The organism is Pseudobacteroides cellulosolvens ATCC 35603 = DSM 2933 (genome assembly GCF_001262605.1).
In the GTDB taxonomy this organism is placed as follows: domain Bacteria; phylum Bacillota; class Clostridia; order Acetivibrionales; family DSM-2933; genus Pseudobacteroides; species Pseudobacteroides cellulosolvens.
This window is the reverse complement of sequence record NZ_LGTC01000001.1, coordinates 1,266,723-1,280,311: the sequence shown is the minus strand read 5'-3', so window position 1 is coordinate 1,280,311 and position 13,589 is coordinate 1,266,723. Positions and strand designations below refer to the sequence as shown.

At 32.6% G+C, this 13,589-nt stretch carries 21 protein-coding genes; all 21 read left to right on the top strand.

Going from position 1 to position 13,589, the window contains the following annotated elements:
- Positions 1 to 35: 35 nt before the first annotated feature.
- The 21 genes from Bccel_RS05350 to Bccel_RS05255 all read left to right on the top strand — a co-directional run bounded on the left by Bccel_RS05350 (position 36) and on the right by Bccel_RS05255 (position 13,583).
- Entirely contained in the window at positions 36 to 992 is a 957-nt protein-coding gene (locus tag Bccel_RS05350; protein ID WP_036940616.1) for a hypothetical protein, read from the top strand.
- Positions 993 to 1,043: 51 nt separating this feature from the next.
- Positions 1,044 to 1,325 carry a DUF6896 domain-containing protein gene (locus Bccel_RS05345; RefSeq protein ID WP_036940613.1) on the top strand — a complete coding sequence of 94 codons (282 nt, stop codon included), beginning with the start codon at positions 1,044 to 1,046 and terminating at the stop codon, positions 1,323 to 1,325.
- Between the two features lie 45 nt (positions 1,326 to 1,370).
- The gene (locus Bccel_RS05340) at positions 1,371 to 1,754 is read left to right on the top strand and encodes a hypothetical protein (protein ID WP_152965933.1); all 384 of its coding nucleotides are present in this window, start codon (positions 1,371 to 1,373) and stop codon (positions 1,752 to 1,754) included.
- Positions 1,755 to 1,757: 3 nt separating this feature from the next.
- Positions 1,758 to 2,309, top strand: coding sequence for an ADP-ribosylglycohydrolase family protein (locus Bccel_RS05335; RefSeq protein WP_457920561.1), 552 nt, complete (start codon positions 1,758 to 1,760; stop codon positions 2,307 to 2,309).
- A gap of 38 nt (positions 2,310 to 2,347) precedes the next feature.
- Positions 2,348 to 2,590, top strand: a complete 243-nt coding sequence (locus Bccel_RS32805; protein ID WP_457920560.1) for an ADP-ribosylglycohydrolase family protein — start codon at positions 2,348 to 2,350, stop codon at positions 2,588 to 2,590.
- Between the two features lie 159 nt (positions 2,591 to 2,749).
- Entirely contained in the window at positions 2,750 to 3,112 is a 363-nt protein-coding gene (locus Bccel_RS05330; protein WP_036940608.1) for a YccF domain-containing protein, read from the top strand.
- Positions 3,113 to 3,301: 189 nt separating this feature from the next.
- Positions 3,302 to 3,640, top strand: coding sequence for a low molecular weight protein tyrosine phosphatase family protein (locus Bccel_RS05325; RefSeq protein ID WP_036940778.1), 339 nt, complete (start codon positions 3,302 to 3,304; stop codon positions 3,638 to 3,640).
- Between the two features lie 50 nt (positions 3,641 to 3,690).
- Positions 3,691 to 4,818, top strand: coding sequence for a tetratricopeptide repeat protein (locus Bccel_RS05320; RefSeq protein ID WP_050753151.1), 1,128 nt, complete (start codon positions 3,691 to 3,693; stop codon positions 4,816 to 4,818).
- Between the two features lie 40 nt (positions 4,819 to 4,858).
- Positions 4,859 to 5,149 (top strand): Imm32 family immunity protein, encoded by a 291-nt coding sequence (locus tag Bccel_RS05315; RefSeq protein WP_036940606.1) that lies wholly within the window; start codon positions 4,859 to 4,861, stop codon positions 5,147 to 5,149.
- A complete protein-coding gene (locus Bccel_RS05310) occupies positions 5,142 to 5,564 on the top strand; it encodes a hypothetical protein (protein ID WP_050753150.1) in 423 nt (140 codons plus the stop codon). Before Bccel_RS05315 ends, Bccel_RS05310 begins: the two co-directional genes overlap by 8 nt.
- A 43-nt stretch (positions 5,565 to 5,607) precedes the next feature.
- A complete protein-coding gene (locus tag Bccel_RS05305) occupies positions 5,608 to 5,862 on the top strand; it encodes a DUF7660 family protein (RefSeq protein ID WP_036940604.1) in 255 nt (84 codons plus the stop codon).
- Between the two features lie 45 nt (positions 5,863 to 5,907).
- Positions 5,908 to 7,194: a hypothetical protein gene (locus Bccel_RS05300; protein WP_036940601.1), complete on the top strand. Its 1,287-nt coding sequence runs from the start codon at positions 5,908 to 5,910 to the stop codon at positions 7,192 to 7,194.
- Positions 7,195 to 7,203: 9 nt separating this feature from the next.
- The gene (locus Bccel_RS05295; RefSeq protein ID WP_036940598.1) at positions 7,204 to 7,530 is read left to right on the top strand and encodes a DUF6960 family protein; all 327 of its coding nucleotides are present in this window, start codon (positions 7,204 to 7,206) and stop codon (positions 7,528 to 7,530) included.
- Between the two features lie 86 nt (positions 7,531 to 7,616).
- Positions 7,617 to 7,895: a hypothetical protein gene (locus Bccel_RS05290; RefSeq protein ID WP_036940595.1), complete on the top strand. Its 279-nt coding sequence runs from the start codon at positions 7,617 to 7,619 to the stop codon at positions 7,893 to 7,895.
- Positions 7,896 to 7,918: 23 nt separating this feature from the next.
- A complete protein-coding gene (locus Bccel_RS05285) occupies positions 7,919 to 8,446 on the top strand; it encodes a hypothetical protein (protein ID WP_152965931.1) in 528 nt (175 codons plus the stop codon).
- 191 nt (positions 8,447 to 8,637) lie between these two features.
- A complete protein-coding gene (locus Bccel_RS05280) occupies positions 8,638 to 8,913 on the top strand; it encodes a hypothetical protein (protein ID WP_036940589.1) in 276 nt (91 codons plus the stop codon).
- Between the two features lie 264 nt (positions 8,914 to 9,177).
- Complete coding sequence (locus Bccel_RS05275) at positions 9,178 to 10,122, top strand: hypothetical protein (RefSeq protein ID WP_036940586.1); 945 nt, start codon at positions 9,178 to 9,180, stop codon at positions 10,120 to 10,122.
- Positions 10,123 to 10,146: 24 nt separating this feature from the next.
- Positions 10,147 to 11,001, top strand: a complete 855-nt coding sequence (locus tag Bccel_RS05270; protein WP_036940584.1) for a lipoprotein — start codon at positions 10,147 to 10,149, stop codon at positions 10,999 to 11,001.
- A gap of 84 nt (positions 11,002 to 11,085) precedes the next feature.
- Positions 11,086 to 12,108: a hypothetical protein gene (locus Bccel_RS05265; protein ID WP_036940581.1), complete on the top strand. Its 1,023-nt coding sequence runs from the start codon at positions 11,086 to 11,088 to the stop codon at positions 12,106 to 12,108.
- A gap of 105 nt (positions 12,109 to 12,213) precedes the next feature.
- Positions 12,214 to 13,092 carry an NADAR family protein gene (locus Bccel_RS05260; RefSeq protein ID WP_036940578.1) on the top strand — a complete coding sequence of 293 codons (879 nt, stop codon included), beginning with the start codon at positions 12,214 to 12,216 and terminating at the stop codon, positions 13,090 to 13,092.
- Between the two features lie 26 nt (positions 13,093 to 13,118).
- Complete coding sequence (locus tag Bccel_RS05255; RefSeq protein ID WP_036940575.1) at positions 13,119 to 13,583, top strand: hypothetical protein; 465 nt, start codon at positions 13,119 to 13,121, stop codon at positions 13,581 to 13,583.
- The last annotated feature ends 6 nt before the right edge of the window (positions 13,584 to 13,589 follow it).

The window sequence follows — 13,589 nt, the reverse complement described above, 5'->3', positions numbered from 1 at the left end:
AAGTATAATCTATATGCTTGAGAGGATATAAAATAATGAAAGTCAGTTTGTTTTCAGGTTTTTATTCAATTGAAAGTATCCCATCTATTGATTTAAACGATAAGTTGAATATACTCGAAATGTTTGCTAGAAATGGCCAAACTATTTTATTTGGAATATTTAAGGATAATATTTTAGAAGAGAATTTACCAGAGGCGTTTAAAGGAGATATATTATTCTTGAAACAAAGAGTAATTATTGAAAACAACAAATGGGTTTTCCCATGGAAGTGCCCCTTCAAAGAAGAACCCAACATGATATGGCTCAAAGCTAACAATAAACATGAAATGGAAAGGATTATTAAAGTTAATAACTGGCTTATAGATTGTGTTGTACTAAAAAGTGATAGCGATTTTGAAGATGCTGTATGTTTAATATACTCAACTGAAAGTTATGAAGAATACAAACCCAAACATGAATTTATAAATATTGTTGATATGCATGAAGGGAATTATGTAAAAAATACCTTAGGTATAATCGCTAAGTCTTATAGAAGAATGACTATACAGAAATCTATCCAAAAGGAAGAATTAATAAAGATACTTATTGATAATATGGATAAGTTTCAAAGTGTTATTAATTATGCAATCAAATTAAATGGAACAATTTGCATTCGTAAAACTAATAGTAGCAGAATTATATGCAAGGTATCTGAAGAACACATAACTGGTAAAACAATTGAAGGCTATGATTTGGTAAACATTGTGGATAAGATACATAATATTGAAAATTCAGAGGTGGAAGAAAATGTGTCATATTTATTTAATAGATTGGGTTTTAAGTATATAAATGAGAGTTATGAATGGATATTTTTCGGTATGCCTATACAAAAAAGTATGAGTTATGAATACGGTATAGCATTTTCTAAAGGAGGAAGTAAGCCATCTAATATATATATGTATTCTAAAAGCTTAGGTGATGGGTGGTATTATTATGTATCACAAAGAAAATAGCATTAAGTAACATATTATCTATTAAACATGAGTTTAAAAGAGTTAAAAATCATGAATGACAAATTGAAATCATTAGCAAAAGAATATACTGATAAAGTTGAGAGCCTATGCATTCTCATGCTTGAAGGTCTTAATTTGAGAACAAAGAAGGATTGGTTTAATTATCGTCAATCGCATTATGATATGGAATATAACATTAATGGCATTAAGTATATATTCCACGGAAGTGGTTGTAGGGTTTTAAATAAAGACGGAAATGTTATTGATTGGGATTTTAGGTTTCTATTTGGAAGTAGATGGTGTGGTATTGACCCTTGGAAGCTTGCCAACTAAATTAAGTGGAATCATAAAAATTTGATTGATTTTCATGATGGGTCTGTGATTAAAAAACAATTTGACCAAGCAGTTATATCTGGCGAAATGCTGGAAAAGCATTACCTTTATTTTTTTACAGTACCTGCAACAGAAACTTTTGCACCAGATTTCCCTAAAGAGTTTGATACATTAATTATTGACGATTACAACTCACAATGGATAATAAAAAGAAATAAGATGGTGGATAGGTTCATTCGTAAAAGCAGAAGAGTATGGAAACGCATTGGAGAAAGTACAGACGTTTATATGCTATCGTTTTTTCTCAATGACAAGAAGGTTTTTTCTATTCCTTATGAGCATGTTGGTTATCCCATAAAAGCAGTAACAATTATGGAAGCGTTGATGAGGGAAAATGAAGAAGTGTTAAAAAATATAAATAAGGAGTAATTCATGTTAGGTGCAATTATAAGTGATGTTATCGGTTCAACATTTGAATGGCATAATGTTAAATCAGTTGATTTTCAATTATTCAGCAATCAGTCCAGGTTTACTGATGACACAGTTATGACTATAGCTATAGCTGATGCCATCTTAAATAAAGAACGGCATAAGAATTTTATAATTGATTCAATTGAGTCAAAGAAAACATATGCTTATAAGCTCAGAGAGTACGGTAAAAAGTATCCTGATGCTGGGTATGGACAAATGTTTAATGAGTGGCTATCGAGCCAGGAATTGACGCCGTACAAAAGTTTTGGGAATGGCTCTGCAATGCGGGTTAGTCCTATTGGCTTTGCCTTTGATTCATTAGAAGATGTGCTAAAAGAGGCTAAGAGAAGTGCAGTTGTAACGCATAATCACAGAGAAGGAATAAAGGGTGCTGAAGCTGTTGCCAGTGCAGTTTTCTTAGCCAGGACAGGCAGTAATAAAAAGCAAATAAAAGACTTTATTGAGAAGAAGTTTAGATATAACCTTAGCCAGCGATTGGATGATATGATATAAGACCAAATTATAAGTTTGATTCATCATGCCAGGGGTCTGTGCCACAAGCAATTATAGCTTTTCTTGAGTCGGAAAGTTTTGAAGATGCTATAAGAAAAGCTATTTCAATAGGTGGAGACAGTGATACAATAGCGTGTATTGCAGGAGGTATTGCCCAAGCTTACTATAAAGAAATACCTGGATTTATTGTAGATAGAGTTTGGCTTATTCTTGATTCGGGATTAAAAAGGATTTTGTATAACTTTAATGAGCGTTTTAATGTTTCTATGAGGTTGTCTTAAGCTCTAGTGAGGGAATGTGGAATAGGAATGATTCTTATTATGAAAGAAATTGTTGAAAAAGTAGAGAATTATAATATATCATTAAATTGTAATATTATCAGATAAATTGCTGAAGGGTAGATTATTTATAGAAAAAAATGAAAGAGTGGGGATAAAACTATGAGATTTTTAGGTAACATAATTTGGCTGTTGTTTGGGGGTATAATTGCAGCTGTTGGATGGTTTGTAGCAGGCTTGCTCCTATGTATAACAATTATAGGTATACCATTTGGTGTTCAGTGCATGAAAATATCTGCATTTGTTCTTTGGCCTTTTGGAAAGGAAATTGATGTTGGTAATTTTGGAGTAGGCGGATTACTATTTAATATAATCTGGCTTATCCTTTTCGGATGGGAGTTTGCCATAGCACATTTTATAACAGGATTGATTTTTTGTATAACAATTATAGGCATACCCTTTGGGCTTCAGCATTTTAAACTTGCGAAACTGGGGCTTATACCTTTTGGTGCCAAAATACATTAGAGATACACATAATTCCTAAAAAATTGCTTAAAAAAACTTTTTGAGGAATATCTTTGAAAAAATATTTTTGCTTACACTTCTCTGAAATCAAGCTTTGATGCTGTCTAATGAAATGAAATTATGTGAACGTATATGGGAGAAGTATATAAACTCAGATAATAATAATAATATATAGAAGGAAGGACATTGGTGAGTAATATTAAGATACTATTTATATGTAGTAAGAATAAATGGAGAAGCCTTACAGCCGAGAAAATATTTCATGGATATAATGACTATGATGTGAGGTCGGCTGGAACTGAAGAAGGAGCTCGGGTAAAAGTTACGATTGGTCATATTGGATGGGCGGATATAATTTTCGTGATGGAAAAGAAACATTTCAGGAGACTGAGAGAAAAGTTTAATGAGAGTATAGACGGTAAGAAAGTGATTAACCTCGATATTCCTGATGATTATATGTATATGGACGAAGAATTGATTGAAGTTTTAAAATCTAGAGTTTCTGAATATATAGACATACCTGATTAATGGTCAAGAGAACTTTAAAAAATAAACATTGTTATGTTAAAGGGTGAAAAATGACAAGTAAAGAGCACTTTGAGATAGCTGAAAAGTACTATCATGAATATGAAGAGACTCAAAATGATGAACTTTTAGAGAAAGCAATTAAAAACTATAGTGAAGCCATTAAGTTGCAACCAGGTTTTGCATACGCCTATTATAAAAGAGCTTTGATATACGGTATCTATGAAGAATTTGACAATCAATATCAAGATTTGAATATAGCTATAAATGTATACTCTGATTTAATAGAGCATGATAGCGATAACCCAGAATTACACTATAAACTTGCTCTAATACATATGGAAAATTTTCAGGATAACAGGAATAAAGAAAAATCTTTAAATCATTTCAATAAAGCTCTTGAACTAGGATATAAAAACCATGATATTTTCTACAATATAGGAGAAATATATTGCGATTTTCCTTATACAAGACGAGATGAGGCTCTTTACTATTATAATAAAGCTATAGATTTAGCTCCCAATGAAACAAAATATTACCTTGCCAGAGGCGAGTGTTATGACCTTTTAAAACAGAGCGAAAATGCTATGGCTGATTTTTCTAAAGGTATTGAATTGGCTCCTGAGGATTGGGTTTTTTATAACCGACGAGCGGAATTATTTATTCAGTTGAAAGAATGGGATAAGGCAATAGATGATTATAAGCAGTTTAGAAACCTGTATCATTATAATAATAGGCTTAAATTTGAATTATTGAGAAATATCGACAGAGGACCATTCTTTGAATTTTATTTTGAAGTAGATTTATTTAAACATAGTCATTGGCATCCTGATTCATATTATTTGGAGGATAGCATTATGATTGAGTTCCTTCAGGTATTTTCAACAGTCAAGGAGATTGCCTTTTATGGATATAATGAATATTCTCCAAGTGAATTGAGCATTTTGGTAGAAAACTTTCAAGAGCATTTGAAATTACTGAGCAATATTACAAGTTATGCAGACTTCTTTAAACATGTTGAATATTCAAAGTTTCTGCATACGCTCATTCGTGAATTTGATGATATTGAAGCTTGTTGGAAGTCTATACTCAATCGGCTAATAGAAATTACAAAAAAGCTTATCAAATTGGTCTCAAATGCAGCTAACAAAGGTCAATATTTATATATATATGGAATATGAAAAAATGAATCATATAAAATTTTACAGAGGGAGTAATACAATGACAAGTGAGCACATAGACCAATTGCAAAAATTAAGTAAAGAATTGAATAATATTACTGAGGATATGCCTTCAAATTTTAATAGTAATTATTATCTTCAAATGGTTGAAACTGAAGATTCAGTCATTGTCATTGGCAATTCGGAAGGGTTAATAAATCTTGCATCTTCCCTGCTTGAGTTAGCTTTATCAAGGGAAGATGGACAACATAAACACTTCGGTATTGGTGCTCTGGATAACTGTGAAAAAGAACTCGAAATTCTTTACAAAAGGGAGAACCATAATGATTAAACTTGAGAAGATAAAAGAATTATTAACTACAGGTATATTACTTTCTAGCGATAGTTTTTCTCGTGTTGATGTTGATGACCTATTAGACAAACGGGACAATGATGCTTTCAGTGATGAATGGATTCGAATTTATAATGAAATAAGAAAGAAGAAGGGAGTTATTTCTTCAGTTGAAAATGAAATCATTAAATCAATTCGTGAGGTATCATATAAAATTACATATAATGCAACAAAATCGCCAGAGTTAGCAGGATATATTTCAGATGATTTTGGTCTTATTTCTGATGCATTAATATTAAATTATAGTGATGAGTGGCTTAATGCACTTGCAAAGGAATATATCAAAGGCAGGATACCACATTATAAATTAAAACCTCTTAAGGGAGATTTGGGAAAAATTATTCTAAAATATTAATTGAGGAGCTTATTGAAATAAGAAAAGGCGAGGGAGATTAGTTATGGAAATTGTAGATATATTGGAAAAAGTAAATAATAAGGATGATTTCGTTAATTTTGTACACCATTTGATAAGCGATTTTAAAACAAACACAAAAGATTGGGTTAATACTTCTCTTGAAGATTATCTAAATGGTATGGCATCTTGGGTTGAAGATTCTGATGGGTTATTTAGTGAAAGTGAAGAAAACCCCTTGCAGGATATTAACTGGAACTTAGTAGCAACAGTGCTTTTTACGGGAAGTCGTTATGAGTAGAGAAAGTTTGTTTGAAGTCTTAAGCTAGGGATTATAGGAGGTTGTATGAGGTTTGAAAAAGGTAAGCATGATGATATTGAAATAGTTGCTTCAATACCTGCTAGTAAACTATCATGGAAAAGAGAAGCAATATTAGTATGGGTTCAAAATTCAAAAAGTGCATTAAAAGTAATTTATGGAACAACTAGTAAAGGGCGTTTCAAATCGTTTTTACTTCTAAATGATATTCCATTAGTAAAATGGCATGATAATGAAAACAACTGCCCAACCTGTGAACAGTTTTTGACTGCTGGGTATGGCATGGATAAAATTGATATTACTACTGTCGAGCAAATAAGAGAATGTTGCACTAAAGTAAATATTCTGACTGATAAAGATATAACCCCTGTAAGACCATTACTAGAACTGCTTGAGGAAGGATTATACTTGATTTCTTTCATCCCACACTATCCTACAGATGGAGAGGGAAACTACTTCTGGCATATGTCAAATGAGATGAAGGTTTACAAAAGCCTTCATGATAGTTGGCTTTCTAATGGGATACCTGCTTTCATGTTGCCAACACAACCTCTAAATAAATATGATAGGAACAGAGTGGAGTATTATAGAGAGCAGATAAGAAAAGGGACACAATTAGGTGGAATTGCATACTATTTCGGTGGGTATTTAAGTGCCCTGCTTGATGGGCATCATAGGGCTACTGCATCTTTTCTAGAAGGAATACCGTTAGATTGTTTAACAATATGTAAAGTTGATAGTATATATTGTAATCGAAACGGAGGAAATGAAGTTGTAAGTGGGCTATTTATGGGAGGGCAGACTATTGATGTATCGACAGTTCCTTCAAATATTATTGAAAGTATGAGCATAAAGTTCCATGAGAAAATAAAAAATGAGCTTAACTGTTCTGATACAGATAAGTACATTGATATGATAACAATGGGCTGGGAAAACAACGTTATTAATAAAGAATATCTTGAAAACACTAAGAAATTTCCTACTTATAAGGGATTAGAAGCAGTTGAAAGAGCAGGAGAATTGTCTGATGAACGTATAGAGCATCTTTTAAAACAGGCAAACCAAATTGAAGAGGAAGATATGACTTATGTGCTTCTAGCATTGGTAACGTTAAATGATAATCGAGTTTTTAGGGTTGCTAAAAGCATTGCATCATCAGAGAGATGGAGTTCGCTATGGGATATTGCGTATATGTTTTTAGCTACGATAAGAACACAAGAAGTTGAGGAGTTCTTTATTGATTTCCTAATTAATGATGATAAGAAAAGACCTGAAATTACAAAGATAGTTGATGATTACTTTAAGGAGATTTGAAGGCTTTATATGAATGACTTAACAGGCACTTGGGGTGTTTACCCTTGGTTTTACGAAGATGGCGAGGATTTAATCCATCCATTGGATTTATGTAGATTTAAGGAACGATTTCTTTACTCTGGAGGCAAGGTGTTCTTCTGTAAGGATATTGTGGAGAAATATTTGGTATTAAAATACAAGGATGAGCTTTTCAGGGTTAAGCCTGACTTATATAATAGAGTAAAAATGCCGACTTTTGATTATGGTGACTATTTAAAGCTAAAGGATAGACCAGAAGCTATATGTGTAGTTAACGATATAGTATGGCATTTTAAAGAAGATGCTCCAAAGTATTAGTAGATGGGAAGCTAAAGAGTAAGTGGTTTTCTGAATATGAAATGCAGTTACAGGAGAATTAAAACAAATACTTTAAAGGAGGGCTTATGATTTTAGATGGTGCAAAAGTAATTGCAATTACAAAAAAAGATGATTTTGGAGTTATTAGATATTCAGATGACTCTTTGCCACCAATTCCAGTAAAATACCTTGCCATATGCCAGTATGAAAAACATAATAATTTTTATGTTTTTCTCTGTGATGAAAATTATGAAGTTCAACAAGATAATTTGTACGATACATTTGAAGAAGCTATAGAATGTGTCTTAAGAAAAAACAAGAATGCAGTTTGGGAGGAAGAAAGTTTCTTAAGCAATAAAACATGAGTTTTAATGGCAATGGAGGGTTTATGAAGTATATTGAAAAAGAATGCCCACAATGTAATGGTGAACTTTATGTTCAAGACGCTGATGGAAATTCAAGTCTATGTGATTTATGCAATGGTTCTGGAGTATTAGGATGGTTATTTGAGGATAAAAGGGTAAGCAGTAAACTGATTACAATCAATGTTAGCCAAAAACATATAGATAATAAAACCATATCAATATTTAAAGTATCTGGTTTATGGGGTATAGGTACTGTTGGAAATCATTGTGGGAAAGTACTATCTGAAACTATGGCAAATGAACTTATAGATAATAGTGTTCGATGTTTTATATTGGACTTAAGTAATTTAGATTATGAGTGGAGTGACTCAATCTTTGGGTTTTACAATATGTTTATAAAAAAGAATAAAAAATATAATTTTTCTGTTGTTGCTAATGAGAAGGATAAAAAAGCATTGAACATTCTTAATGCAATGAGTGGAGAAAGAATAAAACTAACAGGTATATTTGATGATTTTTCGGAGGCACTTAACTCTTTATACTCATTATAAGCAAAAGGAGTTACTATAATATCGGCATGGGTGTATAATCTGTAATGAGCAATAGGTTGCGAGTAGTATAATTTCAATTATTGGCAGGTGAAAAATATTAAAATACTGTTGCCGATGTAATAGCAGAATATATGTAATTCAGAGAGATTTATTAACGAACATTAAACTTTACTTTAGGAAGAGTGTGTTTTATGTTTGAAAAAGATGATTGGAGACTACTGAATAATGTCGAGTATCTGAAAGGGCAAGGTATAAACCCTACTAACGGTGCGGAAATAACAAAGTACTTACCACATCTTAAACATTGCATATTTTGTTATGAAGAAGTAAACAACAATAGAATCTATTGGTTTGTCCCAGATGAAGAGGATGTTTCCTGCTGTATTTGTGAGAAATTCTTTGCAGATTTTTGTGAAATGTTTTGTTGGCGATTGCTTGACGGCTGGGACATTACCTGGGATAAATAATCAGTAAATTTTAATCGATTTATATTAGCACGTTAAAAGAAATGTCAATGTAACGTAGGGTATATGGGTTTTAAATTTTAGGTTTATTGCAAAACAGTAATGTAATACAAATGACATAACTGGTTATTACAAAACTGTAAAGTTGGCAATAAATTTTTATTTAATGGAACAATTTGTATTAATAATTCGTCTTTATATTAGAAATCAATGTAAGACACATAAAGTGGGATGAAAAGTGGATTATAAGCCTTGACGGAGGAATAAATGAAAATACATATTGTTCTGCTTGTATTTATATTTTTAACATTACTATCAGGATGTTCTGAGAAAAATTCAAAAACAGCACAGAATCATTCTGTGGCTAATACTGTTACTACGACTAAAGATGCCTCGTCTGTTAATGGAAACCAGAAAGTTTTCCCGACTAACCAGCTAAAACAAGATAATAAGAATGCTGATACATTTATAAATCTCAGTGATATTGAATACGTAACAATGCAAGGCGGTTTACATATTCACACAAAGGCTTTGTTTCCAAGACATGACGACCAGAAAATCAGTAAAATAGTTGCCTTAATCAATGCTGGAACTGGAAAGATTATATCAACTAAAACAGAAATAAGTGTAATCAATTCCGAAGCAAGACCTATTGGAATCCATTTTGGGCTTAAAGATGGAAGTAAGATATATGCTTGGACTGACTACACAACCAAATCATTTAAGGATGGTTGGTCTGCTTCTACTCTTGATGACAGGTTTGTATTGAATATTCAGAAAGACGGTCTCGATGAATACTACACCATTTTTTCCAGGGATGTCGCAAAGTATCTTAAGGAAAGTTGGAAAGATGATATGCCGATTGTTAAAGAGGTTGATGTAAAATCTGAATTTAGTGCAGGTGGAGATAATGTGGTTCTCAGAGGTGGTGATAAGGCTGTTGTGACAGGAGACGGCTGTACCGCAAAAGAAGTTATTATTCGTGTCATGAGAAATGGGAAGCCCAAGGAGGTTTATGACGTTGGCAAAGTTACACCACAATATGGTCAATGGGAATGGAAAGGGATTATATCAAGGCAATGCAAAACCATTGATGGTAAAACTGTTACTCTGGCAAATGACCTATATGATATAATTGCAGATGCGGATGGAAACCAAACTGGAGCCAGTTGTGTAATTTACTTACGAGATACAAAGGAAGCGAAGAATTGAGAAAAAGAATGAGGTATTAGGATTATGAAAAAAATAGTTTTTATTTTTATAGTATTTATTCTGTTACTTTCTGGTTGTCAAAAGTATAGTGGAATAGAATCAACAGATATAGCAACACAACATAATTATGAAACTCCTACGCCACAAACTAAGGAGAAACATGACTACACAAAAGAGGCACATTTGCCGACTGAGTCGTGGAATCCTCTTACTGCATCAGATGATGAACTTAAATATTATAAATATCCTCCGAAACCAATAGAATCTGATAAGCTTATTGAATGGAAGAAAACAGTTACTGGTGGCTGGTATGACGCAAAAACTGATAGTATTCCTGCCCATTCGCATCAATGTATCCCATGCCAGATTGTATGGAATAATCAGGTATATAGAGTGGATGATAGGTGTGGACCTATGGTAGGAAATGAAATCGGTAATACCAACGAAGGTGGGACTGTGTATGAAATTCCAGGAATAGATAGTTCTATTGGTATTATACTGGGATATGGAAATTATGACGGGCATAGGGCAACAAGAATTGACTATGATGCTGATGATGCAATTTCGATGTTGTTTACTAACCCCAATTTTGTGAAGGAGAAGCTTGATAATCTTAACTTTCCGCACTCAGTAGAAAAAATAGAAACTTATGTTAATAGGGAGGATAAGAGGATTCCTGTTCAGCTTGAGACTAAGGTTGAGGAACCTCAGAAACTTAACTATATAATTACTCTAACAGAGACATGGAATACAAAGGATTACAGTTATGATGGTTGTATACAGCCCATTGGAAAGCATTACTGGAGATTTAAGGTGGTGCCCAATAGTTCTAGTGAATTGGAGAGTGGTGGGGACAATCCACCCCACAGTCGAAAGTAAATAAATAATTGGTTGAAAAGATTAATATTAATCTTGGAGCATTAGGGAATAAAGAACTTAAAACTGTTAAATAAGGTGATAAGTGTGAAAAAATTATTTTTAGTAATATTGCTGGTATTATGTGTGTGTAATTATACATACGCTAACAGTGGACCATGGAGAAGTGAGCCGCCTCCAGGTTTCAATGTACTTCCTTTAAAGAGCAATTCTGTGGAAGTTTTAAAAGAAGATTTGACTTTTGATTTAACTGCCGATGAAGACCCATACAAAGCTAATGTTACAGCTAAATATACATTGAGAAATGGGGCTGAAAAATCGGAAACATATTCAATTGCTTTTCCTTACGTAGGTGGGTATTTAAATAACTGGGATAAGCAGGATAAATATTTCAATGCTAAGGTGTCTTTTGATGAAAAGCAAATCATACCTAAAATTAAGTTAATACCTAATATTCTTTTTGATGCTTCTGATGGTTCAGGTGGTAAAGGCATATATATAAAAAACAGCATGAAAAATCTTACTTTTGAAGAAATTCTGCACCATATGAAATCAGCAATTAATGCAGAAGACTTTGATATTACAAAATATATTGACAGAGACCCTGTTAGTGGCGAACTGATTAATACAGCTTATCGAAGTGATTTAGTTGTATTAATACTTTTTGATATTACAATACCAGCTAATTCTACAAGTGAGCTTAAGGTTTCATATAATCAGATTGGAGGAGAAGACAGATATAAGACCAGGGACTATACATACATCTATAACTATTTTCTAGAACCTGCGAAGTACTGGAAGGGCTTTCGGGATTTAAATATAACTGTCAAGATTCCCAAAGGCTATAAAATTATAGAAAGTAATCTCGATTTATATGAAGTAAAAAGTGAGAAAGGAATATATACAGGTCATTTTGCTACTCTACCAGAAAAGAACCTTGAATTTCAAGTTTATAAGTCACTTAATGCCGCTCAAAAAATATATGAAGCTATAGACAAGAAGTTGAATTTGAGATGGTTTAAAGCCATTATAATGGTCCTGGGAGTACCTGTTTTGATTTTAGCTTTGATAGTATTTTTCATAATAAAAATGTTAAAATATAGAGCTTAAATATGAGAAATGAGACTTTATTAAGATTTGAAAGATAGAATAGCAAATGTTTATGTTAGTTTAAATAAGATTTGGAAATTTGAAATTAGTTTAAGGAGAAAAAGTATGAAGAAAAAATATGATATAAACAATCCTATGGCTCCTCTGTGGCTAATGTATCCGCATATAAGTAGTGGAAGTATAGGTTGGAGAATGGGGAGTGGAGAAGAATACAGATATGAATTTGGTGACTGGTATTCTGCTCTTTCTATTGATGAGCAGAGGCAGTTTCAACTAATGTTTCCACCACCAAAGGGATGGCTCGATTTTTATGAAGGGGAAGAAAATGAGGAAGATTCTTATGATGATGATGGGTATCTTTATTGGCATAAAGACGGTAAAATGAAGTATTCAATTGATAGTTTACAAAAGGATTTCCGTGAAGGTAAAAAGATTAAGTATCTGTTTTTCTGGAGACACCAGCCGTCTACTGATGGTATTATTACAAAAACCTGCTTAAGCCAATGGTGGATGTCTGACTTTTCAATTGACATAGACGATTACTGCTGTATGGAGCAGTATATGATGGCTGAAAAGGCAAGATTGTTTGAAGATGAAGAAACATTACAGGAGATACTGAAAAGTAAACATCCTAAGCAGATAAAGGAGTTAGGTAGGAAAGTTAAAAGTTTTGATGAAGAGGTGTGGAAGGAAAAGCGGTACTCCATAGTTCTTAATGGTAATTATGCAAAATTTCTCCAAAATGAAAGTCTTAGGAGATTTTTGATAGAAACAAAAAATCGAGTGCTTGTTGAAGCTAGCCCTTATGATAAAATATGGGGAATTGGAATGGCGGCTGACGATGAACATATTGAAAATCCTCTGGAGTGGAAAGGACAGAACCTATTGGGGTTTGCTTTGATGGAGGTACGAGACGAACTTATCCGTGTTTGCCATAATGTTGATAAACTTGATTTAAAAGCATTACATGAAGAGTTCAGTTAATTATAAGTTTATGGGGATGCTGTTTATTGACTCAAAAGATTGAAAAATCATTAAGTAAACTAATCGGTATAATAATTAATAAATTCGAATCTGGAGTTGATATTTATGATTCCGAGGAATTAAGAGAGGCTCTTAGTCTTTTCGAGACTTTTATTTCGTTGGAACTTAGGAAAAAATACGATGATTGGGAATATGAGAGTTTAGATGGAATATATGAAGGCCAAATATTAATGACAGGTAAGAACAAAATTAGTATTATAGGCATGTGTGTGTTGGTATCAGACCAAAGTTATATTCCTATTTATATTAATATTGAAATTTCAGATTCAACGGATGAAATTGTATGGATGGACTGCAAATTAGCCGAACTTGGACAAAATGGAATAATTAAGATTCCTTACAATTCTAATCGATGGAATAAACAAATGTATGCTTTAGATGTGAATACAATTGCTTGGTATTATTCAATAAGCTATGGTAAAGAAACTTAAATTATT

Excerpts from the sequence above, each read along its gene's own strand:
- Bccel_RS05350 (WP_036940616.1), top strand. The coding sequence starts at position 36 with ATGAAAGTCAGTTTGTTTTCAGGTTTTTATTCAATTGAAAGTATCCCA.
- Bccel_RS05345 (WP_036940613.1), top strand. The coding sequence starts at position 1,044 with ATGAATGACAAATTGAAATCATTAGCAAAAGAATATACTGATAAAGTT.
- Bccel_RS05335 (WP_457920561.1), top strand. The coding sequence starts at position 1,758 with ATGTTAGGTGCAATTATAAGTGATGTTATCGGTTCAACATTTGAATGG.
- Bccel_RS05330 (WP_036940608.1), top strand. The coding sequence starts at position 2,750 with ATGAGATTTTTAGGTAACATAATTTGGCTGTTGTTTGGGGGTATAATT.
- Bccel_RS05320 (WP_050753151.1), top strand. The coding sequence starts at position 3,691 with ATGACAAGTAAAGAGCACTTTGAGATAGCTGAAAAGTACTATCATGAA.
- Bccel_RS05315 (WP_036940606.1), top strand. The coding sequence starts at position 4,859 with ATGACAAGTGAGCACATAGACCAATTGCAAAAATTAAGTAAAGAATTG.
- Bccel_RS05310 (WP_050753150.1), top strand. The coding sequence starts at position 5,142 with ATGATTAAACTTGAGAAGATAAAAGAATTATTAACTACAGGTATATTA.
- Bccel_RS05305 (WP_036940604.1), top strand. The coding sequence starts at position 5,608 with ATGGAAATTGTAGATATATTGGAAAAAGTAAATAATAAGGATGATTTC.
- Bccel_RS05300 (WP_036940601.1), top strand. The coding sequence starts at position 5,908 with ATGAGGTTTGAAAAAGGTAAGCATGATGATATTGAAATAGTTGCTTCA.
- Bccel_RS05295 (WP_036940598.1), top strand. The coding sequence starts at position 7,204 with ATGAATGACTTAACAGGCACTTGGGGTGTTTACCCTTGGTTTTACGAA.
- Bccel_RS05290 (WP_036940595.1), top strand. The coding sequence starts at position 7,617 with ATGATTTTAGATGGTGCAAAAGTAATTGCAATTACAAAAAAAGATGAT.
- Bccel_RS05285 (WP_152965931.1), top strand. The coding sequence starts at position 7,919 with ATGAAGTATATTGAAAAAGAATGCCCACAATGTAATGGTGAACTTTAT.
- Bccel_RS05280 (WP_036940589.1), top strand. The coding sequence starts at position 8,638 with ATGTTTGAAAAAGATGATTGGAGACTACTGAATAATGTCGAGTATCTG.
- Bccel_RS05275 (WP_036940586.1), top strand. The coding sequence starts at position 9,178 with ATGAAAATACATATTGTTCTGCTTGTATTTATATTTTTAACATTACTA.
- Bccel_RS05270 (WP_036940584.1), top strand. The coding sequence starts at position 10,147 with ATGAAAAAAATAGTTTTTATTTTTATAGTATTTATTCTGTTACTTTCT.
- Bccel_RS05260 (WP_036940578.1), top strand. The coding sequence starts at position 12,214 with ATGAAGAAAAAATATGATATAAACAATCCTATGGCTCCTCTGTGGCTA.